General features: G+C 72.9%; 28 protein-coding genes. 11 read left to right on the top strand and 17 right to left on the bottom strand.

The genetic code is table 11. The features are described 5' to 3' along the window. From ABZ806_RS14065 to ABZ806_RS14095, 7 genes are all read right to left on the bottom strand, one after another. The coding region (locus ABZ806_RS14065; protein ID WP_500217547.1) for a maltotransferase domain-containing protein at positions 1-677 on the bottom strand (677 nt) is incomplete at its 3' end. 204 nt (positions 678-881) lie between these two features. Next, positions 882-1,625, bottom strand: a complete 744-nt coding sequence (locus ABZ806_RS14070) for a copper homeostasis protein CutC (RefSeq protein ID WP_500217549.1) — start codon at positions 1,623-1,625, stop codon at positions 882-884. Further along, the gene (locus ABZ806_RS14075; protein WP_500217551.1) at positions 1,622-2,563 is read right to left on the bottom strand and encodes an asparaginase; all 942 of its coding nucleotides are present in this window, start codon (positions 2,561-2,563) and stop codon (positions 1,622-1,624) included. The genes ABZ806_RS14070 and ABZ806_RS14075 overlap by 4 nt, the downstream gene beginning before the upstream one ends. A 9-nt stretch (positions 2,564-2,572) precedes the next feature. Next, positions 2,573-3,427 (bottom strand): amino acid ABC transporter permease, encoded by an 855-nt coding sequence (locus tag ABZ806_RS14080; RefSeq protein WP_500217553.1) that lies wholly within the window; start codon positions 3,425-3,427, stop codon positions 2,573-2,575. Further along, a complete protein-coding gene (locus ABZ806_RS14085) occupies positions 3,424-4,068 on the bottom strand; it encodes an amino acid ABC transporter permease (RefSeq protein ID WP_500217555.1) in 645 nt (214 codons plus the stop codon). The genes ABZ806_RS14080 and ABZ806_RS14085 overlap by 4 nt, the downstream gene beginning before the upstream one ends. 11 nt (positions 4,069-4,079) lie before the next feature. Further along, positions 4,080-5,015, bottom strand: coding sequence for a glutamate ABC transporter substrate-binding protein (locus ABZ806_RS14090; protein WP_500217557.1), 936 nt, complete (start codon positions 5,013-5,015; stop codon positions 4,080-4,082). A gap of 53 nt (positions 5,016-5,068) precedes the next feature. Beyond that, on the bottom strand, positions 5,069-5,797 hold the full coding sequence (locus ABZ806_RS14095; RefSeq protein WP_500217559.1) for an amino acid ABC transporter ATP-binding protein: 729 nt from the start codon (positions 5,795-5,797) through the stop codon (positions 5,069-5,071). Positions 5,798-5,913: 116 nt separating this feature from the next. Between ABZ806_RS14095 and ABZ806_RS14100 the strand changes: the two genes are divergently transcribed. Then, on the top strand, positions 5,914-7,071 hold the full coding sequence (locus tag ABZ806_RS14100) for an ROK family protein (RefSeq protein WP_500217561.1): 1,158 nt from the start codon (positions 5,914-5,916) through the stop codon (positions 7,069-7,071). 13 nt (positions 7,072-7,084) lie between these two features. Here the strand turns inward: ABZ806_RS14100 and ABZ806_RS14105 are convergent, their stop codons facing one another. Next, a complete protein-coding gene (locus ABZ806_RS14105; RefSeq protein WP_500217563.1) occupies positions 7,085-7,441 on the bottom strand; it encodes an STAS domain-containing protein in 357 nt (118 codons plus the stop codon). A 283-nt stretch (positions 7,442-7,724) separates the two neighbouring features. On the opposite strand from ABZ806_RS14105, the gene ABZ806_RS14110 reads away from it, so the two are divergent. The 3 genes from ABZ806_RS14110 to ABZ806_RS14120 all read left to right on the top strand — a co-directional run bounded on the left by ABZ806_RS14110 (position 7,725) and on the right by ABZ806_RS14120 (position 10,587). Beyond that, positions 7,725-8,000 (top strand): sulfurtransferase TusA family protein, encoded by a 276-nt coding sequence (locus tag ABZ806_RS14110; RefSeq protein WP_500217565.1) that lies wholly within the window; start codon positions 7,725-7,727, stop codon positions 7,998-8,000. Between the two features lie 111 nt (positions 8,001-8,111). After that, positions 8,112-9,581, top strand: coding sequence for a flavin-containing monooxygenase (locus ABZ806_RS14115; protein WP_500217567.1), 1,470 nt, complete (start codon positions 8,112-8,114; stop codon positions 9,579-9,581). A gap of 1 nt (position 9,582) precedes the next feature. Beyond that, positions 9,583-10,587, top strand: a complete 1,005-nt coding sequence (locus ABZ806_RS14120) for a transglutaminase-like domain-containing protein (protein ID WP_500217568.1) — start codon at positions 9,583-9,585, stop codon at positions 10,585-10,587. Between the two features lie 34 nt (positions 10,588-10,621). Here ABZ806_RS14120 and ABZ806_RS14125 read toward each other — a convergent pair whose 3' ends face one another. Beyond that, a complete protein-coding gene (locus ABZ806_RS14125) occupies positions 10,622-11,236 on the bottom strand; it encodes an FMN-binding negative transcriptional regulator (RefSeq protein ID WP_500217570.1) in 615 nt (204 codons plus the stop codon). A gap of 51 nt (positions 11,237-11,287) precedes the next feature. On the opposite strand from ABZ806_RS14125, the gene ABZ806_RS14130 reads away from it, so the two are divergent. Beyond that, positions 11,288-12,241 carry a DNA polymerase domain-containing protein gene (locus ABZ806_RS14130; protein ID WP_500217571.1) on the top strand — a complete coding sequence of 318 codons (954 nt, stop codon included), beginning with the start codon at positions 11,288-11,290 and terminating at the stop codon, positions 12,239-12,241. Positions 12,242-12,277: 36 nt separating this feature from the next. Here ABZ806_RS14130 and ABZ806_RS14135 read toward each other — a convergent pair whose 3' ends face one another. Continuing rightward, a complete protein-coding gene (locus ABZ806_RS14135) occupies positions 12,278-13,492 on the bottom strand; it encodes a cytochrome P450 family protein (protein ID WP_500217573.1) in 1,215 nt (404 codons plus the stop codon). 236 nt (positions 13,493-13,728) lie between these two features. Then, complete coding sequence (locus ABZ806_RS14140; protein ID WP_500217575.1) at positions 13,729-14,577, bottom strand: PaaX family transcriptional regulator; 849 nt, start codon at positions 14,575-14,577, stop codon at positions 13,729-13,731. Positions 14,578-14,731: 154 nt separating this feature from the next. Between ABZ806_RS14140 and ABZ806_RS14145 the strand changes: the two genes are divergently transcribed. The 4 genes from ABZ806_RS14145 to ABZ806_RS14160 all read left to right on the top strand — a co-directional run bounded on the left by ABZ806_RS14145 (position 14,732) and on the right by ABZ806_RS14160 (position 17,932). Continuing rightward, on the top strand, positions 14,732-15,649 hold the full coding sequence (locus ABZ806_RS14145; protein ID WP_500217576.1) for an SDR family NAD(P)-dependent oxidoreductase: 918 nt from the start codon (positions 14,732-14,734) through the stop codon (positions 15,647-15,649). Beyond that, positions 15,646-16,539 (top strand): amidohydrolase family protein, encoded by an 894-nt coding sequence (locus ABZ806_RS14150; RefSeq protein ID WP_500217578.1) that lies wholly within the window; start codon positions 15,646-15,648, stop codon positions 16,537-16,539. The genes ABZ806_RS14145 and ABZ806_RS14150 overlap by 4 nt, the downstream gene beginning before the upstream one ends. After that, a complete protein-coding gene (locus ABZ806_RS14155; RefSeq protein ID WP_500217579.1) occupies positions 16,536-16,988 on the top strand; it encodes a MaoC family dehydratase in 453 nt (150 codons plus the stop codon). The genes ABZ806_RS14150 and ABZ806_RS14155 overlap by 4 nt, the downstream gene beginning before the upstream one ends. A 143-nt stretch (positions 16,989-17,131) precedes the next feature. Then, entirely contained in the window at positions 17,132-17,932 is an 801-nt protein-coding gene (locus ABZ806_RS14160) for an IclR family transcriptional regulator domain-containing protein (RefSeq protein WP_500217581.1), read from the top strand. Here the strand turns inward: ABZ806_RS14160 and ABZ806_RS14165 are convergent. Genes ABZ806_RS14165 through ABZ806_RS14185 form a run of 5 tightly spaced genes read right to left on the bottom strand, consistent with a single transcriptional unit; the run spans position 17,919 to position 22,099 of the window. Beyond that, complete coding sequence (locus tag ABZ806_RS14165) at positions 17,919-18,875, bottom strand: quinone oxidoreductase family protein (RefSeq protein WP_500217583.1); 957 nt, start codon at positions 18,873-18,875, stop codon at positions 17,919-17,921. The genes ABZ806_RS14160 and ABZ806_RS14165 overlap by 14 nt on opposite strands. Positions 18,876-18,879: 4 nt before the next feature. After that, positions 18,880-19,242 carry a hypothetical protein gene (locus ABZ806_RS14170; protein ID WP_500217585.1) on the bottom strand — a complete coding sequence of 121 codons (363 nt, stop codon included), beginning with the start codon at positions 19,240-19,242 and terminating at the stop codon, positions 18,880-18,882. Then, positions 19,239-20,102, bottom strand: coding sequence for a DODA-type extradiol aromatic ring-opening family dioxygenase (locus tag ABZ806_RS14175; protein WP_163063554.1), 864 nt, complete (start codon positions 20,100-20,102; stop codon positions 19,239-19,241). Before ABZ806_RS14175 ends, ABZ806_RS14170 begins: the two co-directional genes overlap by 4 nt. Continuing rightward, on the bottom strand, positions 20,095-20,913 hold the full coding sequence (locus tag ABZ806_RS14180; RefSeq protein ID WP_500217587.1) for a citryl-CoA lyase: 819 nt from the start codon (positions 20,911-20,913) through the stop codon (positions 20,095-20,097). The genes ABZ806_RS14175 and ABZ806_RS14180 overlap by 8 nt, the downstream gene beginning before the upstream one ends. After that, positions 20,906-22,099: a CaiB/BaiF CoA transferase family protein gene (locus ABZ806_RS14185; RefSeq protein ID WP_500217589.1), complete on the bottom strand. Its 1,194-nt coding sequence runs from the start codon at positions 22,097-22,099 to the stop codon at positions 20,906-20,908. The genes ABZ806_RS14180 and ABZ806_RS14185 overlap by 8 nt, the downstream gene beginning before the upstream one ends. A gap of 213 nt (positions 22,100-22,312) precedes the next feature. On the opposite strand from ABZ806_RS14185, the gene ABZ806_RS14190 reads away from it, so the two are divergent. Both ABZ806_RS14190 and ABZ806_RS14195 read left to right on the top strand, forming a co-directional pair. Beyond that, positions 22,313-23,746, top strand: a complete 1,434-nt coding sequence (locus ABZ806_RS14190) for an amidohydrolase family protein (RefSeq protein WP_500217591.1) — start codon at positions 22,313-22,315, stop codon at positions 23,744-23,746. A gap of 111 nt (positions 23,747-23,857) precedes the next feature. Then, positions 23,858-25,618 carry a feruloyl-CoA synthase gene (locus tag ABZ806_RS14195; protein WP_500217593.1) on the top strand — a complete coding sequence of 587 codons (1,761 nt, stop codon included), beginning with the start codon at positions 23,858-23,860 and terminating at the stop codon, positions 25,616-25,618. Here ABZ806_RS14195 and ABZ806_RS14200 read toward each other — a convergent pair. Then, positions 25,615-25,893 (bottom strand): DUF6295 family protein, encoded by a 279-nt coding sequence (locus ABZ806_RS14200; protein ID WP_500217595.1) that lies wholly within the window; start codon positions 25,891-25,893, stop codon positions 25,615-25,617. The genes ABZ806_RS14195 and ABZ806_RS14200 overlap by 4 nt on opposite strands. Positions 25,894-25,899: the final 6 nt, after the last annotated feature.

Here is a 25,899-nt window from a genome sequence, read left to right on the forward strand (position 1 = left end):
GAGGTCGGTCCCCGCCGTCCGATCGGGTCGAACATCGCGCCCTCGGAGCGGGGGAAGAACTCGTACCAGGCGCCGTACAGGGCGCGTTGGCGGTGCACGACCAGGGGGTACCAGTCGGAGACGGTCAGCAGGTCCCGCAGCGGATGACGCTCCAGCACGTCCAGCACGGTGGGGGCGCCGGCCGCGGCGAGCCGTTCGAGCGCGTCCGCGTCCTCGTCCGCCATGAGCCGCGTGAGCCGGGTCAGGACGCGCCGGTCCTTCGCGGGCACCTCGCGCGCGGCCCGCGTGAACAGCGCCACGCCGTCCGCGAGCATGAGTTCGACGTCCTGGCCGCGCGGCACCTTGATCTGCGCGTCATGCCACCAGTGCGCGATCGGATCGCCCCACGCCTCCACCCGGAACGACCACGACCCCGGCTCCGTCGGCGTCACCAGCGCCGACCACCGGTCCAGCCCGATACCGACCTCGGCCATCCGCCGCCCCGGCAGCTCCTCGCCCTCGGGCGTGCGCAGCACCACCGCCGCGCCCAGCATCTCGTGCCCCTCACGGAACACCGTCGCCGACACCTCGACCGTCTCACCCACCACGGCCTTCGCCGGCCACCGGCCGCACCCCACCACCGGCGCCACGTCCAGGATCGGAATGCGACCGAGCTCGGCCTCCAGCTTCACCTGCATGTGCCCGCTCCCGCTCGTCGGCGCCGTCCCCCGGCTTCGGTCCCAGACATCCATGCCCCGTCCGCAACCCGCGGCCATCCCCGCCACGACAAGATCATGTAAAGAACTGCCGTGCCGGGGGGACGATGCCCCCGAACGCGCGAGATCCCGGCAGGGCGCACCTGCCGGGATCTCGTCCCCCCCCCGGGGCCCGCGCGGGCCGGGCTAGCCGGCCGCGCGGATGACCGAGTCGACGCCGGCGGCGGTCGTGACGAGCCGCCGGTACTCCGGCTGCCGCAGCTCGCCGCCCATGAACGGGTACGGGTTGCGGTGCACGGCCGGGCTCGGCTCCTCGCTCAGCGCGGCGAAGTGGATCTCGCGGGCGCCGGTCGCCGCGACGATCCGGGCCACGTTCCGGTCGGTGACGCCGCCGCCGGGCATGACGATGATGCGGTCGCCCGCGCGCTCCACCAGCTCGGCGATCAGCGGCGCGCCCTCCAGCACGCTCACGTCCTGCCCGGAGGTGAGGACGCGGCCGACGCCCAGCTCGATGAGCTCCTCCAGCGCGGCGAACGGGTCGGCGGCCATGTCGAAGGCGCGGTGGAAGGTGACGGGCAGGCCGCCCGCCGCCGCGAGGAGCCGCTCGACGACGGGCCGGTCGATCGTCCCCGCCGGGGTCAGCGCGCCGATCACCACGCCGTGCGCGCCGGCCTCGCGGATGAGCGCGACGTCGTGCTCCATCGCCGCGACCTCGTGCTCGTCGAAGATGAAGTCGCCGCCGCGCGGGCGGACGATGACGTTCACCTTGATCGACGACACGGCGGCGAGCGCCGCGCGGACCGTGCCCAGGGTCGGGGTGAGCCCTCCCTCGAACAGCGCCGCGCACAGCTCGACGCGCTGCGCGCCCGCCTTCTCGGCGGCGATGGCGCCCGCGACGCTGTCGATGCAGATCTCGTAGGTGAGGCTCACTGACGTCCTTCCTCGGTGGTGCGGATCTCGCCGACCGGGCGTCCGCCGCCGAGGACGGGGACGGCGCCCAGCGCTCCGGCGGGGCCGGTGTCCACGCCGAGCGCGGCGAGCGCGCGCAGCGCGATGGCGGTGGTGGCGCGGGGGCTGCCGTCGATGACCTTCACCGCGACGGCGTGGCCCTCGGCGGTCACGGCGATGAAAACGCCCTCCGCGCCGCCCTTGGCGACGGTGCCGGGCAGCGCCCGCATGAACTCGGTGTTGGCGTGCCCCGTCCCGCCGACGTACTCGGGGTGGGCGCGCATGGCGTCCGCGACCGGGCGCGACCCCGCGTCCAGGACGAGGGAGCGCGCGGCCCGCGCGAGGCCGGTCAGGGTGAGGCCGAACAGCGGCGCGCCGCAGCCGTCCACCGCGACGGGCGCCGGCTCCTCGCCGGCCGCGTCCGCCATGGCCTGCCGCACCGCCTGCTGGAGCGGGTGCGACGGGTCGAGGTAGGTGTCGACCGGCCAGCCGTTCGCGACGCAGGCGGCGAGCATGGCGGCGTGCTTGCCGGAGCAGTTCATCCGGACCCGCGACTCGCCCTCGCCCGCCCGGATGAGCGCGGCCTTCGCCGGCTCGTCCTCGGGCCAGGACGGCGGGCACCGCAGGGCGTCCGCGCCGAGGCCGGCGTCCGCGAGGATCGCCTCGACCGTCGTGGCGTGGAAGTCCTCGCCGGTGTGGCTGCCCGCCGCGATCGCGAGCCGCTCGCCCGCCAGCGGCGCGCCCGCCCGCAGGCACGCCAGGGCCTGGAACGGCTTGGTGGTGGAGCGCGGCAGGACCGTCTCCGCCGGGTTGCCGCGCGCGTGGGCGAGGGTGCCGTCCGGGGCGAGCCCGGCGACGCTGCCGTAGTGGCGGCTCTCGGTGAAGCCGTTCCGGACGACCTCGGCCAGAACTTCGTACATCACTTTCCCTCAGGGTTTCGCGGTGGGGACGGCCTCGCGGACGGCCCGCGCCGGACGGGTGCGCTGCCGCGCCTCCAGCGTCCGCGCGAGCTTGGCCAGCGACGCGTTGATGACCAGGTAGATCAGCGCGACCACCAGGTAGGTCTGGATGAGCAGGTGGTTGTAGTTGGCGAGGACCTTGCCGCTGTAGAGCAGCTCGGCGTAGCTGACGACGTACCCGAGCGAGGTGTCCTTGAGCAGCCCGGCGGACTGGCTGACCAGCGACGGCAGCACCCGCCGCGCCGCCTGCGGCAGCACGATCAGCCGCATCGCCCGGCCCCGCGTCAGGCCGAGCGCGAGGCCGGCCTCCAGCTGCCCGCGCTCCACCGACCGGATCCCGGCCCGGAAGATCTCCGCGAACGCGGCGGCGTTGGACACCGACAGCGGCACGACGAGCTTCCAGAACAGCGGCAGGTCGATCCCGTACCTCGGCAGCGCGAACAGCACGATGTAGACGAGCAGCAGCGCCGGGATCGTCCGGACGATCTCCACATAGGCGGCGGACGGGACGCGCAGCCAGCGCGACGGCGACACCCGCCCGAGCGCCAGCAGGATGCCCGCCGCCATCGACAGCGCGATCGACACGCCCGCGGCGTACAGCGTGGAGCGCAGGCCCTCCAGCAGGTACCGCCACATGACCCAGGTGCCGTACGGGCGCCAGCGGTCGGCGGCGAGCTGGCCGTTGTCGGCGAACTGCCGCAGCGCGAGCGCGACGAGGACGGCGCCCGCCAGCACGGTCAGCGCGGTCGTGATCCGGATGCGCCGCCGGGCGCGCGGGCCCGGCTCGTCGAACAGCAGCCGCGCGGAACTCCCCTTGCCGCTCATCGCAGGATCGCCAGCTTCCGCTCGAGACCGCCGGTGACGACGCCGAACACCCCGGACAGCGCCATGTACATCAGGCCCGCCGTGACGAAGATCCAGATCGGCTGGGCCTCGGCGAGGTTGACCCGGTTCGCGGCGGCGGTCAGCTCCACCACGCCGACCGCGGCCGCGAGCGCGGTGTTCATCAGCGTCATGATCGCGATGTTGCCGAGCGGCTGGACGACCGTCCGCAGCGCCTGCGGGAGGACGACCAGCCGCAGCGACTGGACGAACGTCAGCCCGAGCGCGCGGGCGGCCTCGCCCTGCCCGGCCGGCACCGCGTTGATCCCGGACCGGATCGCCTCGGCCATGTAGGCGCCCTGGTAGAGGGCGATGACGATGGCCGAGGTGGTGAACAGCCCGGCGATCACCCCGATCTCGGGGAGCCCGAACACGGCGATGACGAGCCAGACCAGCAGCGGGATGTTCTGCACGATCTCGACGTAGGCCATCCCGGCGGCGCGCAGCACGCGCACCGGGCTGACCCGCATCGCGGCGACGAGGATCCCGGCGGCGAGCGCGCCGGCGAGCGACAGCAGCGTCAGCTCGACGGTGAGCAGCAGCCCGTCGCCGAACTCCCCGAGGTGGTCGGTGATGACGTCCATCGGAGGGGGACTTACTCCGAGCCGGGCACGGAGCCGATCGCGGGCGGCTGCGGGGCCTCACCCTGGACGACCGTGCCGATCGAGTTCTTCCAGACCTTCGCCCACAGCCCGGACTGCTGGATCTTCGTGAGCCAGTCGTTGACGAACTGCTTCATCTGGGTGTCGCCGTGCTTGAGGCCGATCCCGTACGGGTCGCTGGTGAACGGCTTGCCCTGGATCTGGATGGACGGGTCCTGCTTCGCGGTCGCGAGCAGCACCGCCTCGTCCTGGACGTAGGCGTCGCCGCGGCCCTGCTTGAGCGCCTGGACGCACTCCGGGTCGCTGCCGAACGTGACGATCTTCGCGTCCGGGGCGACCTTCTTGATCGCCGGGATCGCCGGGGTGTTGGCGCCCGCGATGATCGTCTTGCCCTTGAGGTCGTCCGGGCCCGCGATGCCCGCCGTGTCCTTCTTGGTGGCGATGACCAGGCCGGAGCTGTAGTACGGCCCGGCGAACGCGACCTGCTCGGCACGCTCCGGAGTGATGCTGTAGGTCTGGAACACCACGTCCACGGTGCCGTTGGACAGCAGCGCCTCGCGCGTCTCGGACGCCGAGTTGACGATCTTCACGTTGGGCTTGCCGATGATGTACTTGGCGAGCAGCCGGCCGAAGTCGGCGTCCAGGCCCTCGACCTGCTTGGTCGCCGGGTTCTGCTGCGACAGCAGCGGCGCGTCCAGCGAGCCGCCCACGATCAGCTCGCCGCGCTGCTTGATCTTCTCCATGGTGGAGCCGGCCGGGAGGTCGGCCGCGACCGGCGCCGAGGCGGCCAGGTCGTCGGTCGCGCCGCCGCCGGCGCCGGGCACGGCCGAGTCGGAGTCGCCGCCGGAGCAGGCCGCGAGGCCCGTCAGCGACAGCGCGGCGACCGCGGCCACGGCCGCCCGCCGCAGCCCCGCAGGGGTACGCACCATGATCATCAACCTTTCTCGGGTGGCGTGCCATGGGCGGCGCGCCGGGGGTGCCACTAGTGGCTGAGGACCTTGGCCAGGAAGTCCCGGGCCCGGTCGGTGGCGGGGGAGTCGAAGAAGGCGGCCGGCGTGCCGGTCTCGACGACCTCGCCGTCCGCCATGAACACGACGCGGTCGGCGACCTTGCGGGCGAAGCCCATCTCGTGGGTGACGACCACCATCGTCATGCCGTCGCGGGCGAGGCCGGTCATCACGTCCAGGACCTCGCCGACCATCTCGGGGTCGAGCGCGGACGTCGGCTCGTCGAACAGCATCGCCTTCGGCCGCATCGCGAGCGCGCGGGCGATCGCCGCGCGCTGCTGCTGCCCGCCGGACAGCTGCGCCGGGAGCTTGTCCGCCTGCTCGCCGATGCCGACCCGGTCGAGCAGCTCGCGCCCGCGCGTCTCCGCCTCGGCGCGCGACAGCCCGCGCACCCGCGTGGGCGCGAGCGTCATGTTCTGCAGGACGGTCTTGTGCTGGAACAGGTTGAACGACTGGAAGACCATGCCGACGTCGGCGCGCAGCCGGGCGAGGGCGCGTCCCTCGGCGGGCAGTTCCTCGCCGTCGATGCGGATCACGCCCTCGTCCGGCGTCTCCAGCCGATTGAGGCACCGGCAGAGCGTCGACTTGCCCGACCCGGACGGGCCGATCACCACGACGACCTCGCCGTCCGCGACGTCGAGGTCGACGCCGTGCAGGGCGGTGTGGCCGCCGAAGCGCTTGCTGAGGCCGCGCACCTCGATCATTCGGTCACCTACGATCCAACTTCCTTCGAAATCGAAGCCAAGACGGACGATAGTTCGTCAAATCGATGTAAGTCAACGCGTTGCCGTACCAAGTTCGCGCATGCTATCTATCTGGGGTGCGTAACAGCAGAGACGACGGACCCGCCGCGCTCGTGCGGCTGGTGGCGACCGGCCGGGCGGAGTCGCGGGCCGAGCTCGCCCGGCTGTCCGGGCTCGCCGCCTCCAGCGTCTCGCTGCGGGTCGAGCAGCTCATCGCGGCCGGGCTGTTCGCCGAGGAGGGCGCCGGGGCCTCGCGCGGGGGCCGGCGGCCCCGCCGCCTCCGGCTCGCCCGGGAGGCGGGCGTCCTCCTGGTCGCCGACCTCGGCGCGCACCACGCCCGGCTCGCCGCCGCCGACCTCGCCGGGACGCCGCTCGCGGTGTCCGACCTCGCCTGCGACATCGCCGTCGGGCCCGAGGAGACGCTGACCGCGGTCACCCGGAGCCTGCGCGGGCTCGCCCGCGAGCACGGGCTGGCGGACGTCCCCGTCCGCGGCATCGGCATCGGGCTGCCCGGACCGGTCGACCCCGCGACCGGCCAGGTCGTCTCGCCGTCCCGGATGCCGGGCTGGAACGACTTCCCCGTCCGCGACTTCGTGACCCGGCACGCCGGCGTCCCCGTGCTGGTCGAGAACGACGCCAACCTCATGGCCGTGGGGGAGCACCGCGCGTCCTGGCCGTCCCTGGACAACCTGATGGTCATCAAGCTCGGCAGCGGCATCGGCTGCGGCGTCATCGTGGACGGCCGGCTGCACCGGGGCCGCGGCGCCGCCGGCGACATCAGCCACGTGCGGATCCTGTCCGAGGCGACCGTCGACTGCTCCTGCGGCCACCCCGACTGCCTGGAGGCCCACGCCAGCGGCGCCGCGCTCGCCGCGTCCCTCGCCGGGCACGGCATCGCGGTGCAGCATCCGTCCGAGATCGTCGACCTGGTCGCCGACGGCGTCCCGCAGGCCACCAGCGCCGTGCGCACCGCGGGCCGCCTCATCGGGGACGTGCTCACCGGCCTCGTGAACTTCTTCAACCCCGACGCGCTCGTCATCGGCGGGAGCCTGTCCAACGCCGAACCGCTCGTCGCCACCATCCGGGGCGTCATCTACGAGCGCTGCCTGCCCCTGGCCACCCGCAATCTGGAGATCGCCACGTCCCGCGCGGGCCGCGACGGCAGCGTGCTCGGCGCGGGCCAGTTGATGCTGGAGACCTCCGGCGCCTGGATCGACGGCGTCCTGGAACGCTGACCGGGGCGGCCGGTCAGCCGTGCGCGGCGATCGCCTCGCGCGCGGTCGTCACGTCCGGCGCGATCGCGACGCGGCGCTGCAGCCCGGCGACGTCCGACACCCGGCGGACGAGGCCGCGCGGCGGCAGCACCACCCACATGGAGACGCCGAGTTCGCTCGCCCGCATCTGCGAGCGGGTGATCACGTTGAGCCCGTTGGAGTCGCAGAACGCGCAGTCGGTGAGGTCGAGGATCAGGGCCGGTGTCCCGGAGTCGAGGAGCCGCATGGCCTGCGCGAGGATCTCCTCGCCGTTGCTCAGGTCGACCTCGTCGGGGAACGTCAGCGTCCCGCAGGTCTGCGTGATCTCCACCCGCGCTGCTCCGAGATCCATGGTTCGCCCCAAAGTCGGATTCCTCACCTGAGTGACAACGGGGGGTACTTCACTGCGACTGTAAGCGTTGATCCTGGACGAAACCTCAAAGGAAGGGTCAAGTCTAGGACGTCCCTCCCTCATATCGGGGACGGACGCGTTCCCTGGCGTTTCATCCTGTCCTGTCGCTTTCGGGCCCCCGGAGGGCGCTCGGGTCGTCCCTCCTCCTGTCATGTCGCGACAAAGCCCTATATTTCACCCTGCGGGCTGCTAGAACCGGGGTGTGAGTGAGTGGGGTGTGGGAGTGGGCGCGGACCCAGTGGTGATCGACGGCGGCGACCGCTCCTGCGTGCGCCTCCTGCTGGAGCTGCGCGGGCATCTCGCGGAGCTCGCGCCCGGCACGGTCGTCCACCTGATGGCCACCGATCCGGCGGCGCCCATCGATCTCCCCGCCTGGTGCCATCTGACCGGGCACGCCTACCTCGGTCCCGTCGAGCCGTCGCCGACGCCCACCTACGCCCTCCGGGTGAGCGCCGACCCTCGTCCCACGTCCCCGGAATCGCCCTGGCGGCCACGCTGACCCGGCCGCCGCGGGCGGCGCCGGGGAGGCGGCCGGAATCTCGTTCGGTCCACTATTGGCGGTCCGCCAATTAGCGGTTAGGGTGGCGTGGGCGCTTGAAGGGACGTTGCCATGGGCGGACCGTCGGTCGCGATCGTGGGGAGCGGGTTCAGCGGGCTGGGACTCGCCATCGGCCTGAAACGCGCGGGCCTCACCGAGTTCACCGTGTTCGAGCGGGCCGGGGACGTCGGCGGGGTGTGGCGCGAGAACACCTACCCGGGCGCCGCCTGCGACGCGCCCTCGCACCTGTACTCCTACTCCTTCGAGCCGAAGCACGACTGGTCGCGCAGGTTCGCGCCGCAGCCCGAGATCCTCGACTACCTGCGCGAGTGCGCCCGCAAGCACGGCGTCATGGAGCACATGGCGTTCGGCACGGAGATCACCGCCGCCGGCTTCGACGCCGCGTCCGGCCGGTGGAACCTGCGGACCGCCGGCGGCGAGACCCGCGTCGCGGACGTGCTCGTCTCGGCGTGCGGGCAGCTCAGCCGGCCGTCCGTCCCCGACATCCCGGGCCTGGAGTCGTTCGGCGGCACCGTCTTCCACTCCGCGCAGTGGGACCACGGCCACGGCCTCGCCGGACGGGAGATCGCCGTCGTCGGCAACGGGGCGAGCGCCGTCCAGTTCGTCCCGCGGATCGCGCCGCAGGCCGCGAAGCTGACGGTGTTCCAGCGCGAGCCGCAGTGGGTGGGCTGGAAGTGGGACCGCCGCTACCCCCGCGCCCGGTCCTGGCTCAACCGGCGGCTCCCCGTCCTGCAGCGGCTGTCCCGGCTCGGGGTCTTCGTCTGGTTCGAGGTGCTGCTCAACCCGATGCTGATCGCGCCGCGCGGGCGCCGGGTGCTGTCGGCGCACATCCGTGCGCTGTGCCGCACCACGCGCTGGTCGGTGCGCGACAAGGAGATGCGCAAGAACCTGACGCCGGAGTACGAGCTGGGCTGCAAGCGCGTCCTCGTGTCCAGCGACTACTACCGGACGCTCAACCTGCCGCAGGTGGACGTCGTCACCAGCCCGATCGTCAAGGTCACGCCGGACGCGGTCGTCACCGCCGACGGGAGGTCGCACCAGGCCGACACCATCATCATGGGCACCGGCTTCCGGTCGCACGGCTTCGTCGCGCCGATGCGCGTCGCGGGGCTGGACGGCCGTGCGCTGGAGGACGCCTGGCGGGACGGGCCGCGCGCCTACCTCGGCCTGGCCGTCGCCGGTTTCCCGAATTTCTTCCTGATGTACGGGCCCAACACCAACGTCGGTTCCGGGTCGGTGGTACACATGCTGGAGAGCCAGATCGCCTACATCGTGCAGGCCGTTCGTGCGCTGCGCGACCCGGAGGTGCTGTACATGGACGTCCGCGAGGGTGTGCTCTCCGCTTTCGACGAGCGCCTCCAGCGCCGCCTCGGCGGGACGGTCTGGAACGCCGGCGGCTGCAGCAGCTGGTACGTGCGGGACGGCGGCCGCAACGCCAGCAACTGGCCGGGCTCGATGCTCGACTACCGCCGCCGCACCCGCCGCCTCGATCCGTCCGACTACCGCTTCGTGAAGCGCTGACATGGGCCGTGCCGCCGCCCACCCCCTGCTGCGCACGCTCGACGGCATCCTCGTCATCCCCCCGGAGTACCACCGTCCCGACACCGGCCGGGCCGAGGCCGCCTCGATGCTCGCCTGCGACGAGCGCACGGTGGCCGACCTGATCCGGCACGGGCTCCCGGCCACCGGCGAGCGCGGCCGGGAGCGGCTCGACGCGCGGGACGTCTTCAACCTGGCCCTGTACTCCGGCTCCGGGCGCACCGGGATCGAGCGGGGTGTCGCGGCCGCCCTGGGCTGGACCCGCTCGTCCTGCGAGGACCTCATCACGCCGCGCATGTCCCGGTTCGAGCTGAGCGTCGCCTGCGGCGCCCCGGACGGCTGCGCCCCCGGCGCCCGCAACGCCCTCGCCCGGCCGCGGACCGGCGCCTACGGCGGGAAGGTCCGCCAGGTCCGTGCCCATCCGGCGGGCGCGGCGCGCAACGTCCCCGCCGGGACGTCGGCGACCGCGCGCGCGGCCGGGCCCGCGCTCACCCTGTCCGCCGTGCTGCGGACGGTCGGCGACTGCCCGGTGCTGCGCTCGCCCGTCCTCCGCGCGATCCTGCGCGAGTTCATGGGCGCGGAGCTGCGCTGGCTGCGGCTCCCCGAGGCGATGCGGAGCGACGAGTCCCTCATCCCGCGCGGGTTCGCGAGCTGCGGGTCCGCCAGCCGCTACATCGCCCGCCTGTGCCGCGAGGAGGGCATCCCCGCGACGACGCGGATCGGCTGGCTGGTCGGCCTGCCCGACCTCGTGCACGCCTGGGTGGAGGTCGAGGACGAGGACGGCGTCACCAAGGTCATCGACCCGACGTTCGTGCTGCTCGCGGAGGTGGTCCCGGGCGCCAACCCGATGCTCCGCGACCCCGGCATCGCGTTCCGCACGAACCGCCTCATCCCCACCGCGCTGGGCGTCGGCGCCGACCTCGCGTCCCACACCTGCGCCGCTGGCCACGACCCCCGCGTCACCACGACTCTCGATCCGCTCGGCTGAGGGGGAGCGCGCCGGCGAGGAGGGCCGGGCGGGACTAGGCGTCGCGGACGGCCTCGGCCATCGCGGTGTCGCCCTCGGCCAGGTAGCCCTCGACGACCCCGGCACGGTCGGCCTCGGAACGGTTCTGGCTCATCTTGGCCTTGGCCTCGATGCGGGTGATGACCAGTTCCAGGCCGACGATCGCGCGCAGCTGCCCCGCGATGAACTTCGGCGGGGCGTCGTCCACCGACCACGACGGTTCACGGCCGCTCTCGTGGCGCTCGGTCAGGGCGCGCACCATCGACTCCACCCACGCGGGGTCGTCGTGGACGACGAGACGGCCGTAGACGTGCGCGGTCAGATAGTTCCACGTCGGCACCGCGCGCCCGTGCTCACGCTTGGACGGGTACCAGGACGGCGACACGTACGCGTCCGGGCCGTGCAGGATGAACAGCGACTCCCCGGCCGCGGGCTCGCGCCACTGGTCGTTGTTGCGGGCGACATGCGCCAGGATCGCGCCGTGCTCGCCCGCCGACGGGTCGTAGAGCACCGGCAGGAACGTGGCGATGAGCCCCTGCGGCGTGCTCGTCACCAGGTCGGCGGCTTCGCACCCGGCCAGCAGGTCCTGGACCTCGGCGTCGCCCGCGGAGAAATGCGCCGGAACGTACATGGACGCGACGCTACCCGACCGGTTGTCGGAGGCGCGTGCGAAGGTGGTGGGGTGAGCGCCGAAGAGGAGCGTGCCGGGGTCCGGCTGACCAACCTGGACCAGCCCCTGTTCGCAGGGGCGGACGCGACGAAACGCGACCTGGTCGACTACCTGGACGCCGTCGCCGGGCGCATCGTCCCGCAGCTCGCCGGGCGTCCGCTGTCGGTGATCCGCGTGCTGCGCGGCCAGAAGCCGTTCATGCAGAAGAATCTTCCGAAGTACGCACCCGAGTGGGTGCGGTCGGTGAAGATGTGGGCCGAGACGTCCCGGCGCGAGGTGGCGTACGCGCTGTGCGACGACCGGCCCACCCTGCTGTGGTTCGCCAACCAGCGCGCCGTCGAGTACCACCCGCCGCTGTTCCGCGCGGCCGCGCCCGACCGTCCCACCCACCTGGTCATCGACATCGACCCGCCGGGGGAGGACGCGTTCGCCGCGGCCGTCCGCGCCGCGCACCTCGTCCGGCGGGCGCTGGACGACTCCGGCCTGCGGGGCGCGGTGAAGACCAGCGGCGCCAAGGGCGTGCACGTGTTCGTGCCGCTGGACGGCCGGGCGTCCGCCGAGGACGCCGCCGCCACCCGCGCGCTCGGCGTCCGCGCCGAGCGGCTCGACCCCGGTCTCGCGACGACGGCGTTCATCCGCGAGGACCGCGGCGGCAAGGTGTTCCTCGACTCGACCCGCGCGGGCGGCGCGACCGTGGCCGCCGCCTACAGCCCGCGCATCCGGCCCGGCACTCCGGTCTCGTTCCCCGTCCCGTGGGACGACCTCGACGGCGTCGCCCCGGCCGATTTCACGATCAGGACCGCGCTCGGCGTCCTCGGCGAGCGGGACCCGTGGGCCGGCCTCATGCCGGAACCCCAGGCCCTGCCCGCCGACCTGGTCGAGCACGGGCACACGATCCCGATCGCCCGGGTGCAGGCGATGCACGAGGGAAAACGCCGGGCGAAGGCGCGCCGCGACGCCGGCTGACCAATTCCGGCGGACCGGGAGAGCGCGGCGGGAAATCTAGGAATTCAGGACGACCGGCAGCGAGCGGTGGCCGTTGGAGATGAACGACTCCACCGGGCGCAGTTCCGACGGGTCGACCGCGAGCTCCATATCCGGGAAGCGCTCGAAAAGCGCGGGCAGTGCGATCTCGGCCTCCATCCGCGCGAGATGCGAGCCCACGCAGAAGTGCGCGCCGTGGCCGAAGGAGATGTGCTCCTTGTTCGCGCGCTCGAGGTCGAACAGGTCGGCGTCGTCGCCGTGCAGGGAAAGGTCGCGCCCGGCCGCCGCGTAGGCGGCGAGGATCGCCTCGCCCTTCCCGATCGTGACGCCGTCCACGTCGATGTCCTCGACGGCGTAGCGGAGCGGCAGGTTCGCGACGGGCGCCTGCCAGCGCAGCGCCTCCTCGATCACCTCGGTCCACGGCACCTGCCCGGACCGGACGAGCGCGCGCTGCTCCGGGTGCGTCAGCAGCGCGGTGATCACCTGGTCGAGCAGGTTCACCGTCGTCTCGTGCCCGGCCGAGATCATCAGGATCAGCGTGTCGACCAGCTCGGTCTCGCTCAGCCGCGAGCCGTCCTCGTCGCGGGAGGAGATGAGGACGCCGGCCAGGTCGTCGGCGGGCTCGCGGCGCCGGAACGCGACGAAGTCCTGCAGGATGCCGTACATCTCCAGCTGGTTGGCGACCGCCTCCTCCCGCGTCAGCGCGGTGTTGAAGATGCCGTCCACGCAGCGCCGCAGCGCCGGCCGGCTCGCGTCCGGAATGCCGAACAGCCGGCAGATCACCTCGATCGGCAGCGGGTAGGCGAACGCCTCGCGCAAGTCGGCGCGCCCGCCGGGGGACGCGGCGAGCCCGTCCAGCAGGCCGGCGGTGATCCGCTCGACGTCCGGCCGGAGGACCTCGGTGCGGCGCGGGGTGAACGCGCGGGAGACGATGGCGCGCAGCCGGCGGTGCTCCTCGCCGTAGGCGGTGAACATGTTCTTCACCGACACCCACAGGCTGAGCGGCCATTCCTCGCCGACCTCGCCGCTGATCCATTTCGCCCAGTGCAGATTCGGGTCCTTCGAGACGCGGGGGTCGGCCAGCAGCCGTTTGAGCTGCTCCTGGCCGGTGACCGCCCACACGGTGACGCCGCCGGGCAGTTCCGCGGGCGTCACCGGGCCCTTGGCCCGCAGTTTCGCGGCCTCCCCCTGGACATCGCTGCCGGTCGGGTCGATGACGAGCGGGTTCTCCATTGCGGCCCTTTCCACGGACGCGTGGGAGCGCGCCCATGCAGCGGGCGGCTCCCCGATGAGCGCGGTGCTGATGACGAGCTCGTGATGACGAGCAAGGCGATGCAGTCAAGGTACGGTGCGCCGCGCCCGTCCGCTAGATCATCTCGGCGACTCGCTCCCCGATTCCGCTTTTCGGCCATTCCTTAAACGGCGGCTCGGAAATCCTCCGCGTGGGCTCGGTATGCGGGCGGCCGGGTTCAGCGGCGCCCGGCGTCGTCGGCGAGGAGCTTGCCGAGCTGCTCGGCCGCGTCCGGTTCGAGGACGGCGAACCGCTCCCGGTACAGGGCGGTGGACGCGGCGGCGGGCCAGCCGGCCGGGAGGTGCTCGGCGGGCAGGCCGGGGTCGGTGCGCAGCAGTTGCAGCCAGTCGGCGCCGAGCAGGGTCAGCCGGGTCAGCGGGTGCCCGGTCCGCGCGCGGTCCGGCGTCCACGTCGCGATGAACGCCTCGTGCTCGGCGCGGATCGCCTCGACGTCCCACGCCCGGCGCAGCAGCCGCGGCACGTCGGTGCCCTCGACCGGGACGGAGTAGAACGCGTCGGCCAGCCCGCCCAGCTCGGCGAACTCGGGCCCGTCGAAGACCGCGGCGATGTCGACCCGGCCGGGCGCGATCCACAACCCGTCCCGCAGCCCGCCGAACCCGGCCCAGATGAGCCGGGCGCGGATCTGGTGGCGCAGGTCGCGGCGGCTCTCCGGCATGGAGTAGCTGAGCAGCGTCCACTCGCCGCCCGGATGGGTGAACGGGTGCGCGGAGCGGACCCGCGGCGTCGCCTCGCGCAGCAGCTCCTCGGCCCACGGGGTGAGCGAGAACCGGGCGGTGCGCCCCTCCCGGACGCGGGCGAGCAGCCCCTTGCGGGTCATCCGGGCGAGCGTGGCGCGGCCCGCCGCCTCGGCGACCCCGAGGTCGTCGAGGACGTGCAGGAAGACCCGCGAGCTGATCGGCGGGCGGCCGTGGTCGAGGACGAGCGAGCCGAGGAAGCTGAACAGCAGCTGCTGCGGAGCGCGCCGGCGCGGCCGTGCGCTCGTGGACGCCTCCTGCTCCGCGGTCATGCCCCGTCCCCCCGTCGCCGTGGTCGCCATCGGGGGACATCACACCATGCCGTGCCGCCCTCCCGCTGTGACCGAGCTTATTCGATGAAATCTTGACGCACGACATAGACGAATCTAGCTTCTAGGGAACGGAAGCGGATTCGGGAAGGTGGCAATGGAGCTGAACGGGCTGAACGGGAAGGTGGCGGTGGTCACCGGCGCCGGGCGCGGCCTCGGCCTCGCCTATGCCGGCGAACTGGCCCGCGCGGGCGCGGCCGTCGTGGTCAACGACGCGGACGCGGCCACCGCCGAGGCCGCGGCGAAGCAGATCCGCGATGCGGGCGGGCGGGCCGTCGCGCACCCCGCCGAGGTCGGCTCCGCGGAGACCGCCGACGCGCTGGTCGGGCGGGCGGTGGCGGAGTTCGGCCGGCTCGACGTGATGGTGACCAACGCCGGCGTCCTGCGCGACAGGGTGCTGTGGAAGATGACCGACGACGACTTCGACACCGTCGTCCAGGTCCATCTCCGGGGCACGTTCACCTGCGCCCGCGCCGCGGCGCGCCGGTTCCGCGAGCAGGGCGACGGCGGCCGGCTCGTCCTGGTCGGCTCCCCGGCCGGGCAGCGCGGCAACTTCGGGCAGACCAACTACTCGGCGGCCAAGGCCGGGATCATCGGGTTCGCCCGCACCTGGGCGATGGAACTGGCCCGCGCGAACGTCACCGTGAACGCGATCGTCCCGGTCGCGGCGACCGCGATGACCGAGACGATCCCCGCGCTCGCCCCCTACGTCGAGGCGATGCGGCGGGGCGAGCAGATGCCGCCGTTCGCCCGCCGCGCGCTGGCGTTCGGCACGCCCGAGGACGCCGCCGGGCTGGTGGCCTTCCTCGCCTCGGACGCCGCGTCCGGCATCACCGGGCAGGCGATCGGCGTCGGCGGCGACCGGCTCTCGCTGTGGACGCACCCGACCCAGGCCGTCGCCGCCTACCGGGACGGCGGCTGGGCCGCCGCCGACATCGCCGCCGCCTGGCCGGCGGTCTTCGCCGAGCACCAGCAGAGCGTGGGGGAGAACCTGCCCGAGGAGCAGCCCCGGTGAGCGGCCTCGACCTGGACGCCCTGGAGGCGATCGACGTCCATGTGCACGTCGAGTCCGACCTGCACGGGCACCTCTCCCTGCCGGACGACTTCATGGAGGCGTCCGCGAAGTACTTCGGCGCGGACCAGAACCGCACGCCCACGATCGACGACATCGCGTCCTACTACCGCGAGCGGCGCCTGGCCGCCGTCGTGTTCACCGTCGACATCGAGAACGCCACCGGGCACCCCGCCATCTCCAACGAGGAGATCGCCGACCGGGCCGCCGGGCACTCCGACGTGCTGATCCCGTTCGCCAGCGTCGACCCCGCCAAGGGGCGCGCCGGGGCCCGGACGTTCCGCCGCCTGATCGAGGAACACGGGATGCGCGGCATCAAGTTCCACCCGTCCCTGCAGGGCTTCGCGCCCAACGACCGCAGCGCGTACCCGCTGCTGGAGGTCGCCGCCGAGCACGGCGTCCCGGCCCTGTTCCACACCGGGCAGACCGGGATCGGCGCGGGCATGCCGGGCGGCGGCGGCATCCGGCTCGGCCTGTCGAACCCGATGCTGCTGGACGACGTCGCCGTCGACCTCCCCGACCTGACGATCATCATGGCGCACCCGTCCTTCCCCTGGCAGGACGAGGCGCTCGCGGTCGCCACGCACAAGCCGAACGTCTACATCGACCTGTCCGGCTGGTCGCCGAAGTACTTCCCGCCGCAGCTCGTCCGCTACGCCAACGGCCTCCTGCAGGACAAGGTGCTGTTCGGCTCCGACTACCCGGTCATCACCCCGGACCGGTGGCGGCGCGACTTCGACGCGCTGGAGATCAAGCCGCACGTCCGCCCCAAGATCCTCAAGGACAACGCCGTCCGCGCCCTGCGCCTCGGCGGCGACAAGGAGAAGGCATGAGCACGACCGTCGCGTTCGAGGACCTGAGGAGCCTGGCCGGCGGCTCGCTCGGCACCAGTCGCTGGCTGGAGGTCGACCAGGCCCGCATCAACACGTTCGCCGACGCCACCGACGACCACCAGTGGATCCACGTCGACCCCGAGCGGGCGAAGGACGGCCCGTTCGGCGTCCCGATCGCGCACGGCTACCTGACGCTCTCGCTGGTCATCCCCCTCTGGACGGAGCTACTGGACGTCACCGGCGTCACCACGAAGATCAACTACGGCCTGAACAAGGTGCGCTTCCCGGCCCCCGTCCCCGCCGGCTCCCGCATCCGCCTCTCCGGCACCCTCGCGGACGTCGCGGACATCACCGGCGGCGCCCAGGTGACCACCGACCTGACCGTAGAGATCGAGAACGGCCAGAAGCCGGCCTGCGTCCTCCAAGCCCTCTTCCGCTTCCTCCGTTGACCTGCGGCGTGTTGTTGTTATCCGGGCCCGCATAACAACAACACGCCGCAGATCAACGATGCGCGGGGGGCGTTCCGGGTGGGCGGTCAGTTGTCCGTATGATGGACGATTGACGAAGCGGACGGGCGGCGAGGGGATGATCGATGCCACGGGAAGGCACCGGACCTGATTTCATCGAGGCGCTGGCCCGGGGTCTGGAGGTCATCACCGCCTTCGAGGCGCGGCGGCCCGCCATGTCCCTCGCCCAGGTCGCGGAGGCGACCGGGCTGGCCCGGCCGACCGCCCGGCGCATCCTGCTGACGCTGCGGGAACTCGGCTACGTGCGCGCGGACGACGGCGGCTACTCCCTGACCCCGCGCGTCCTCGGCCTCGGCGTCGCCTACGTCCGGTCCATGGGCCTGTGGGACGTGGCCCGCCCGCACATGGAGCGGCTCGTCGCCCGGACGAACGAGTCGTGCTCCATCGCGCAGCTCGACGGGTCCGACATCGTCTACGTCGCGCGCGTCGCCGTCCCGAAGATCGTCGCGCTGGCGGTGCAGATCGGCACCCGGTTCCCGGCGCTGCAGACCTCGCTCGGCAAGGTGCAGCTCGCCGCGCTCGACCCGGACGAGGTCGACCGGGTCCTCGCCGAGCCGACCCGCTCGGGCCTGGAGCCCCGCGTCCGGCTCGGCCGGGCGGAGCGGGACGCGGAGCTGCGCGAGGTGCGGGCGCGCGGCTGGGCGCTGACCGACGAGCAGCTCGCGCGCGGCATCCGGTCGGTCGCGGCGCCGCTGCGGGACGGCTCCGGCACGGTCATCGCGGGCATCAACGTGAACACGCACGCCGCCGAGACGCCCGTCGAGCAGCTCCTGGAGGAGTACCTCCCGCTGCTGCTGCAGACGGCGGGGGAGATCAGCGCCGACTTCGCCCGCCTGGAGACCGTGCCGCAGGTCACCGCGGGGTGAGGACGATCCGCCCCGCCGCCGTCCCTTCGCCCTGGCGCCGCCACGCCTCCGCCGCGTCCTCCAGGGGCACGGTCTCGTGGGCGACGGCCAGCCGCCCGGCGGCGGCCTGCTCCGCGACGAACGCGATCGAGGACGCCCGCTGCCCGGCCGACAGCTCGTTGTTGGTGTAGCCGAGCAGCCGCAGCGACTTCCCGCGGAGGGTGGCGGAGTCGATCGGGCACGTCTCGTCCGCCGAACTCCCGAGGTTGACCAGCCGCCCGCCGGCACGCAGCGTCCGGGCCGCTGCCGCCGCCGGCGCACCGAACAGCGGGTCGAGCACCAGGTCCACGGCCCCGTCGGCGGCCTCGGCGAAGCGGCGGGCCAGCTCGGCCACGTCGGACGTGTCGAGCGCGACGACCGCGTCCGCCCCGGCCTGCCGAGCACGTGCCCGCGCGTCCGGTGACCGGGCGCCGGCGACGACCCGCCGTGCGCCCGCCGTCCGGGCGAGCTGCACGGCGGCCTGCCCGACGACCCCGCCCGCGCCCAGCACGACGACCTGCTCCCCGGCGGCCAGCTCGCCGCGCCAGGTCAGCGCCATGTGCGCGGCGACGGCCGACAGGCCGAGGGCCGCCAGCCGCACCGGGTCGACGCCGTCCGGCAGCTCGACGAGCGAGGCCTCCGGGACGGCCGCGACCTCGGCCATGCTCCCGTCGCCCGGCGCCATCCCGGCCGGGCTCGGGAACCAGACCGTCCGGCCGCCGGAGGTCCCGACGCCCTGGACGCCCGGCACGTACGGCGTCGCGGGCGTCCCGAAGTAGGACGTCCCGCTCGCGCACAGCAGGTCGAGCGGCGTGATCGGCGCGGCGAGGACGTCCACCAGGACCTCGCCGCCGCCCGGCGCGGGCGGGTTCCGGTCCGCCACCACGGGCGGGCGCCCGCATTCCCTGATCTCTGCGGCGCGCATCGGCTCAGGTCGCGATGTCGGGGTAGGGGAGCGTGACGTGCGAGACCCGACGCGCGTACTCCAGCTGGAATCCGAGCGGCTCGTCGTAGTCGCGCTCGAACATCGCGATGAACAGCGTCAGCGTGAGGAACGGGTGCGCGCCCAGCTCGAACAGCTTCGGGTAGTCGTGGCCGGCGAGCGCGGCGCGCTCCTCGTCGCCGAACTTCAGCCAGGTGGACGACTCGCCCCCATGGCAGTTGATGATGCGGTTGGCCTGTTCCTCCTCCCACCACGCCACGGTCGCCTCCGGCTCGTCCCGATAGCGCTCGACGAGGTCGGGGTCGCGGTCGACGGTGTAGAGGAACTTGTTCAGCAGGTACTTGCTCACTCGCCCGCTCCGTTCGGGTACCAGGTGAAGTAGGCCTCCATCGTGTGGAACAGGTCGTAGGTGTCGACGTAGTCGGCCTTCCGGCCCTCGCCGGCGACGCCCATCATCAGCATGAAGTCCATGAAGCCGTGGGTGGCGTTGCCGGGCGCGTGGAGGCTGTCGAGCGTCACCTCCGACAGGCAGCCCTCGATGTCGCCGGAGGAGATCCACTCGACGGCCTTCGCGTCGAACTCGGGGTCGGGGCCGTGCGGGCCGAACTGGCGCGGGCCGCCCAGTTCCAGGGACAGGTGCCCGGTGCCGATGACCGCGACCCGCTGGTTCCCCGGCCACGACTCCACAAGCTCCCGGATCGTCCGCCCGAGCTGCACGAACCGCTTCGGCCGCGGTAGCGGCGGCGCGAAGATGTTGGTGTAGACGGGGACGATCGGCAGGTCGTTCTGCGGGCGCAGCGTGATGATCGGGCACGTGATCGAGTGGTCGATGCGCAGCTCGTTGGAGAACGCGAGGTCGAAGCCCGCGTCCAGGCCCTCGCGCAGCATGTACTCCGACAGGTCCTCCTGCCCGGTGAACAGCATGCGCGGCAGCCCGAACTCGCGTTCCTCGTTGTACCAGTTCGCGTCGTAGAAGGGCGCCTTGCCGATGAGGAACTGCGGCATGTTGTCCAGCCACAGCTGGTGGAAGTGGTCGGAGCCGACCATCACCAGGACGTCCGGGCGGGCCTTCGTCAGCGTCTCGCGGAACGCCTCGATCTTGCGGACCCACTCGTCCGCGAAGTCGGGGCGGTCCTCTCCGGTCGCGGTGCTCGCGCGGTAGTAGAAGGGGTGGTGGGTCGAAGCGATCACAGCGACCAGTTCAGCCATGACGGTCCTCGGGGGTGTAGGGATCGGGGGCGACGGACCGGTTGTTGAGGTCCACCGACAGGAAGATCTCGTTGCCGACGGGGTTGCGCAGCTCCTCGGCGAGCTGCCCGATGAGCCCGGCGGTGCGGGCGAGGAGCGCGAACCCGCGCAGCAGCTCCAGCGGCAGGCCGAGGTCGGCGAGCGCGGCGCCGCACACGCCGGCGCCGTTCAGCGGCAGCGTCTTGCCGAGCACCTCGGGGTGGACGCGGCCGATCGCGGCGAACAGCGACAGGTGCGGGCCGTACAGGCCCTCCTCGGTGGCGATCCGCATCAGCCGCGGGGTGCGCGGGTCGCCGTCCTTGTGGACGTGGTGGCCGAGGCCGGGGACGAACCGCTTCGCCTCCCGCTCCCGCTGGACGGTCCGCAGCGCCAGCGCGTCCCAGCCCGCGTCGTCGGACGGCAGGTCGCCGTCCACCGAGGTCAGGACGTCGTGCAGGAAGCGGCCCGTGTCCTCGGTGACGCCGAGGAACCGGGACCCGCCGCCCAGCAGCCCGGCGGCGAGCGCGCCCTGCACCGAGTCGGGCGCCGACAGGTACGTCAGCCTCGTGACGATCGCGGTCGGGGTGAAGCCGTGGTCGGCGAGCGCGGCGAGGACCGCCTCGAAGACCCGCGTCTCGCCGGCTGTGGGCCGCCGCTGCGCCGCCAGCCAGAACGCCAGCTCACCGAACCCGACCTCGCCCATCACGTCCCGCGCGAGGTCGTGGCCCAGCAGCGTGATCGTCTCCCGGCTGGACGCGCCCAGCGCGGTCGGGTACTCCGGAGTGTCAGCCACGGTCGCCCTCCTGCGGCCCCTCGTCCCCCTGCGGCTCCGACAGCCATTGACGCAGCTCGGCACCGTGTTCGTCCAGACCGGGCGGCGGCAGCCGGTAGCTCGCGGGCGTCTCGGAGAAGCGGATCGGGTGCCGGGTCGTCGGCACCGCGTCCGCGTCCTCGCCGACGACCACGACCGGGTCCAGCTCGAAGCGCTCGGCCATCGCGAAGCCGCCGTCGATCGTGTTGATCGGGCCGCTCGGCACGCCCGCGTCCACCAGCAGCTCGAACCACTCGACCGCGCCGTGCAGCTTCAGCCGCTCCACCAGGATCGGGCGCAGCTCGGCGCGGTTGGCGGTGCGGTCGGCGTTGGTCGCGAACCGCGGGTCGTCGGGGACGTCCGGGATGCCGAGCACCTCGCACAGCTTGCGGAACTGGCCGTCGTTGGCCGCGGTGACGATCAGGTCGTTGTCGGCGGTCGGCAGCGGCTCGTAGGGGAAAACGCTCGGGTGCGCGTTGCCCATCCGGTAGGGGACGGTATCGCCGGCGACGTAGGCGGAGCTGTGGTTGACGAGCCCGGTCAGCGCCGACGACAGGAGGTTCACCTCGACGAGCTGGCCCCGGCCGGTCGCGTCGCGGTGCCGCAGCGCCGCGAGGATGCCGATCGCGGCGTGGTTGCCCGCCATCACGTCGAACACCGAGATGCCGGCGCGATACGGCGGGCCGTCCGGGTCGCCGGTCAGGCTCATCAGCCCGGAGATCGCCTGCACCATCAGGTCGTAGCCGGGGACCTTCCGCCCGGCGCCCGCCCCGAACCCGGTGATCGAGCTGTAGACGATGCCGGGGTTGGCGGCGCGGACCGCGTCGTAGTCGAGGCCGAAGCGGGCGAGGCCGCCCGGCTTGAAGTTCTCGATCAGGACGTCGGCGCGGCGCGCCAGCTCGCGGGCGGCCGCGGCGTCCTTCTCGTCCCGCAGGTCCAGCGCGATCGAGCGCTTCCCCCGGTTGACGCCGAGGTAGTAGGTCGCGACGTCGCCGCGGGCGGGCGGCGTCCACGTGCGGGTGTCGTCGCCCTTCGGCCCCTCCACCTTGATCACGTCCGCGCCCAGGTCGGCCAGCAGCATCGTCGCGTAGGGTCCGGCGAGGATCCGGGAGAAGTCCGCCACCAGCACCCCCGAGAGCGGCCCGCCGCGTGTGGTGTCGTCAGTCATCCGGCTCCCTTGCTCATCGCTTGCGCGCATCTTCGTCCGTTCAACGGACATTCGTCCGTCACTGCGATTCTGGCACGTTCATATCCACGACGGTCAAGTGGTTGACACTTTGACTAGCGGTGACGAGAGTGGCTCCATGCAGGTTTGACCGTATAGCGGACATCGGTCCGTGGCTGCTCCCGGCGGTCGGGTCCCGAGACGAGGAGAACGATGATGAGCGAGTTCGAGCCGGGGCGTCCCCTGGTGCTGCGCGGCGGCATGGTGCTGCCGATGACCGACGGGCACGAGGTCCTGGACCGCGCCGACGTCCTCATCGAGGGCGACCGGATCAGCGCGGTCGGCCCGGACCTGCCGGTGCCGGACGGCACCGCCGAGATCGACGCGTCCGGCGGCATCGTGATGCCCGGCATGATCGACACGCACCGGCACATGTGGCAGACCGCGATGCGCGGCTACGGCGCCGACTGGACGCTCACGCAGTACTTCGTCTGGTACTACCTGGAGCACGGCAAGCGGTTCCGCCCGGAGGACGTCCACGCCGGGAACCTGCTCGCCGCGATCGAGGCGATCGACGCCGGTGTCACCACGGTCGTCGACTGGTCGCACGGCCTGCAGACCCCGGACCACGCCGCCGCCGCCGTGGACGCGCTGCGCTCGGTGCCCGGGCGGTTCGTCCTCGCCTACGGCAACATCCAGGCCCCGCCCGCCGAATGGACGGCGACGCCGGAGTTCCGCGCCCTCGCCGGCGAGCTCGCCGGGGGCGACATGCTCGGCTTCCAGGTCGCGTTCGACGTGGTCGGCGACCCGTCCTTCCCGGAGAAGGCCGCCTTCGAGGCCGCCCGCGAGCTCGGCGTGCCCGTCACCACGCACGCCGGTGTCTGGGGCGCGACCAGCGACGAGGGCATCAGGCAGATGTACGAAGCCGGGTTCATGACGCCCGAGACCGTGTACGTGCACGCCGCGTCCCTGTCGGCGGACTCCTACCACCGCATCGCCGCCACCGGCGGGTCGATCTCCGTGTCCACCGAGAGCGAGCAGAGCGCCGGGCAGGGCTACCCGCCCACCTGGGTGATCCGCAACCACGACATCCCGGTGTCGCTGTCGATGGACACGAGCGTCTGGTGGAGCGGCGACCTGTTCTCCGCCATGCGCACCACGCTCGGCGCCGACCGCTGCCGGATGCACCTGGAGGCGCACGGCAAGGGCGACACCGTCACCCACTGCAACCTGCGCGCCGACCAGGTCGTCGACTGGGCCACCCGCGGCGGCGCCCGCACGCTCGGCCGCGACGACCTCGGCAGCCTCGCGCCCGGCCGGAAGGCCGACGTGGTCCTGATCAAGAACGAGCACTCGCCGGTGTCCTTCCCCGTCCTCAACCCCTACGGGCACGTCGCGTTCCAGGCGCAGCGCGGCGACGTCCACACCGTCGTGGTGGACGGGCGCGTGGTCAAGCACGACCACCGCCTCGTCGACACCGACCTGGCCGCAGCCCGCCGCGAGGTCGAGGCGACGGTCGAGTACCTGCGCTCGTCCATGGGAGAGGAGGCGTGGGCGGCGGGGATGAACCCCGACGTCCCCGAGACGAAGATCCTCGACAACCCCTACACCTACACCGACTTCCGCAGCGACGCCACGCGCACCCGGTGACCCGAAGGTTCGACGTTCTCTTGACGCTGTTTTAAAAAACTGTATAGCTTCACGGGGAGGCGGCCCCGGGCCGTCCGCGCACGGCATTCCCGACGCGGACCGAGGTGAGTGATGGACCTGTTCGCCACACCGAGGACGCTCGCCGAGCGGCGCGCGGACGGCTCGATCGTCCTGGAGTCGGCGCTGCCGCCCGAACCGCACGCCGCGAGCATGGCCCACCTGTTCCGGGAGGCCGCCGCCGCCCATCCGGGCCGGCTCCTCGTCGCCGACCGGGACGGCGCCGACCGTGACGGCGGCGGCTGGCGGCGGGTCGCCTACGGCGAGGCGCGGCGCCGGGTGGACGGCCTCGCGCAGGCGCTGCTCGACCACGGCGCGTCCGGCCGCCCGGTGATGATCCTCTCCGGCAACTCGGTCGAGCACCTGCTGCTCACGCTCGCCTGCTACACGATCGGATCGCCGGCCGTCCCGGTCAGCACCGCGTACTCGCTGCTGGACGCGGACCACGCCAAGCTCCGCGACATGGCCGCGCTGACTCGGCCCGCCGTGGTGTTCGCCGACGAGGCGGGCACCTACGCGTCCGCGCTGGCGGCGGCCGGCGGGACGTGCCTCGCGGGACGGGACGCCTTCCGCGCGTGGGCGCGCACCGTCCCGACCGGCGAGGTGGACGCGCACTTCGCCCGCGTCGGCCCCGGCACCGTCGCCAAGATCCTCTTCACCTCGGGGTCGACGGGCCGCCCCAAGGGCGTGCTCAACACGCAGCGGATGCTGTGCGCGAACCAGCGGGCGCTCCGCCAGATCTGGCCGTTCCTCGGCGTGGAGCCGCCGGTGCTGCTCGACTGGCTGCCGTGGAGCCACACCTTCGGCGGCAACCACAACATGGGCCTCGCCGTCGCGAACGGCGGAAGCCTCTACGTCGACGACGGACGCCCAGGACCCGACCTGGTGGAGCGTACTGTCCGCAACCTGGCGGACGTGCGCCCGACCGTCTACTTCAACGTCCCCGCCGGATACGCCTCGCTGCTGCCCCACCTGGAGGCCGACTCCGAGTTCGCCGCCGCGTTCTTCTCCCGGATGCGCTACGTCTTCTATGCCGCCGCCGCACTGCCCCAGCAGGTGTGGGACGGCATCGCCAAGGTCGCCGCGTCCACCGGGTCGGCCGCGCCGATGACGACGTCGTGGGGCGCCACCGAGACCGCCCCCGCCGCGACCTCGGCGTACTTCGCCTCCGGGCGCAGCGACTGCATCGGCGTCCCGATCCCGGGCGTCTCGATCAAGCTCGCGCCGGTCGGGCCGAAGCTGGAGATCCGCGTGAAGGGGCCGTCGGTCACCCCCGGCTACCTGGACGACCCCGAGCGGACCGGGGCGGCGTTCGACGAGGACGGCTACTACCGCACCGGCGACGCCGTCCGGCTCGTCGACGGCGCCGACCCCGGCAGGGGCCTCGTCTTCGACGGCCGCATCAGCGAGGACTTCAAGCTGTCGAGCGGCACGTGGGTCAGCGCCGGCACCCTGCGTTCGGCGCTGCTGAGCGCCTGCGGCGGCCTCGTGTCGGACGCCGTCCTCACCGGGCACGACACCGGCGGCGTCGGCGCGATGGTCTGGCTGAACCCGGCCAAGGCGGCGGCGTGCGCGGACGTCCGCGCGGCGCTCGGGGCCGCGCTGCACCGGCTGAACGGCACCGCGACCGGCGCGTCGCGCCGGGTCGCCCGGCTGCTCGTCCTGGACGACCCGGCGTCACTGGCCCACGGCGAGATCACCGACAAGGGCTACGTGAACCAGCGCGCCGTCCTCGACCGCCGCGCGCACCTGGTCGAACTCCTGCACACCGACCCGCCCCCGGCCGAGGTCATGCTCCCCTGCCCGCCCGGCTAGGCGGCGCCCTGGCCGGACGCGAGGCCGGGTGGGGCGGCGGCGAGGGCCTGCTGGATGGCGCCGACCAGCGCCAGCGCCGCCTCCTCGGTCAGCTCGACCGCGACCCGCGCGGACGGGCCGTCGCCCGGGTTGGTGAAGTCGATGTTCACCGTGTGCTCCTGGCACGCGTGGTAGGGGTGGTCGACGTAGACGGCGCCGCCGGTCACCGTGAACCAGCCGGCCGCGCCCTTCGCCGCGCCGTCCAGCTCCACCTTCACGGTCTGGTAGGTGCACATAGCGGT

This window comes from Spirillospora sp. NPDC047418, from assembly GCF_040643275.1.
Taxonomy (GTDB): domain Bacteria; phylum Actinomycetota; class Actinomycetes; order Streptosporangiales; family Streptosporangiaceae; genus Spirillospora.

Coding starts and splice junctions, on each gene's coding strand:
- ABZ806_RS14075 (WP_500217551.1), bottom strand. CDS start 2,563: ATGTACGAAGTTCTGGCCGAGGTCGTCCGGAACGGCTTCACCGAGAGC.
- ABZ806_RS14080 (WP_500217553.1), bottom strand. CDS start 3,427: ATGAGCGGCAAGGGGAGTTCCGCGCGGCTGCTGTTCGACGAGCCGGGC.
- ABZ806_RS14085 (WP_500217555.1), bottom strand. CDS start 4,068: ATGGACGTCATCACCGACCACCTCGGGGAGTTCGGCGACGGGCTGCTG.
- ABZ806_RS14090 (WP_500217557.1), bottom strand. CDS start 5,015: ATGGTGCGTACCCCTGCGGGGCTGCGGCGGGCGGCCGTGGCCGCGGTC.
- ABZ806_RS14095 (WP_500217559.1), bottom strand. CDS start 5,797: ATGATCGAGGTGCGCGGCCTCAGCAAGCGCTTCGGCGGCCACACCGCC.
- ABZ806_RS14105 (WP_500217563.1), bottom strand. CDS start 7,441: ATGGATCTCGGAGCAGCGCGGGTGGAGATCACGCAGACCTGCGGGACG.
- ABZ806_RS14115 (WP_500217567.1), top strand. CDS start 8,112: ATGGGCGGACCGTCGGTCGCGATCGTGGGGAGCGGGTTCAGCGGGCTG.
- ABZ806_RS14120 (WP_500217568.1), top strand. CDS start 9,583: ATGGGCCGTGCCGCCGCCCACCCCCTGCTGCGCACGCTCGACGGCATC.
- ABZ806_RS14125 (WP_500217570.1), bottom strand. CDS start 11,236: ATGTACGTTCCGGCGCATTTCTCCGCGGGCGACGCCGAGGTCCAGGAC.
- ABZ806_RS14135 (WP_500217573.1), bottom strand. CDS start 13,492: ATGGAGAACCCGCTCGTCATCGACCCGACCGGCAGCGATGTCCAGGGG.
- ABZ806_RS14140 (WP_500217575.1), bottom strand. CDS start 14,577: ATGACCGCGGAGCAGGAGGCGTCCACGAGCGCACGGCCGCGCCGGCGC.
- ABZ806_RS14145 (WP_500217576.1), top strand. CDS start 14,732: ATGGAGCTGAACGGGCTGAACGGGAAGGTGGCGGTGGTCACCGGCGCC.
- ABZ806_RS14155 (WP_500217579.1), top strand. CDS start 16,536: ATGAGCACGACCGTCGCGTTCGAGGACCTGAGGAGCCTGGCCGGCGGC.
- ABZ806_RS14160 (WP_500217581.1), top strand. CDS start 17,132: ATGCCACGGGAAGGCACCGGACCTGATTTCATCGAGGCGCTGGCCCGG.
- ABZ806_RS14165 (WP_500217583.1), bottom strand. CDS start 18,875: ATGCGCGCCGCAGAGATCAGGGAATGCGGGCGCCCGCCCGTGGTGGCG.
- ABZ806_RS14175 (WP_163063554.1), bottom strand. CDS start 20,102: ATGGCTGAACTGGTCGCTGTGATCGCTTCGACCCACCACCCCTTCTAC.
- ABZ806_RS14185 (WP_500217589.1), bottom strand. CDS start 22,099: ATGACTGACGACACCACACGCGGCGGGCCGCTCTCGGGGGTGCTGGTG.
- ABZ806_RS14190 (WP_500217591.1), top strand. CDS start 22,313: ATGAGCGAGTTCGAGCCGGGGCGTCCCCTGGTGCTGCGCGGCGGCATG.
- ABZ806_RS14195 (WP_500217593.1), top strand. CDS start 23,858: ATGGACCTGTTCGCCACACCGAGGACGCTCGCCGAGCGGCGCGCGGAC.
- ABZ806_RS14200 (WP_500217595.1), bottom strand. CDS start 25,893: ATGTGCACCTACCAGACCGTGAAGGTGGAGCTGGACGGCGCGGCGAAG.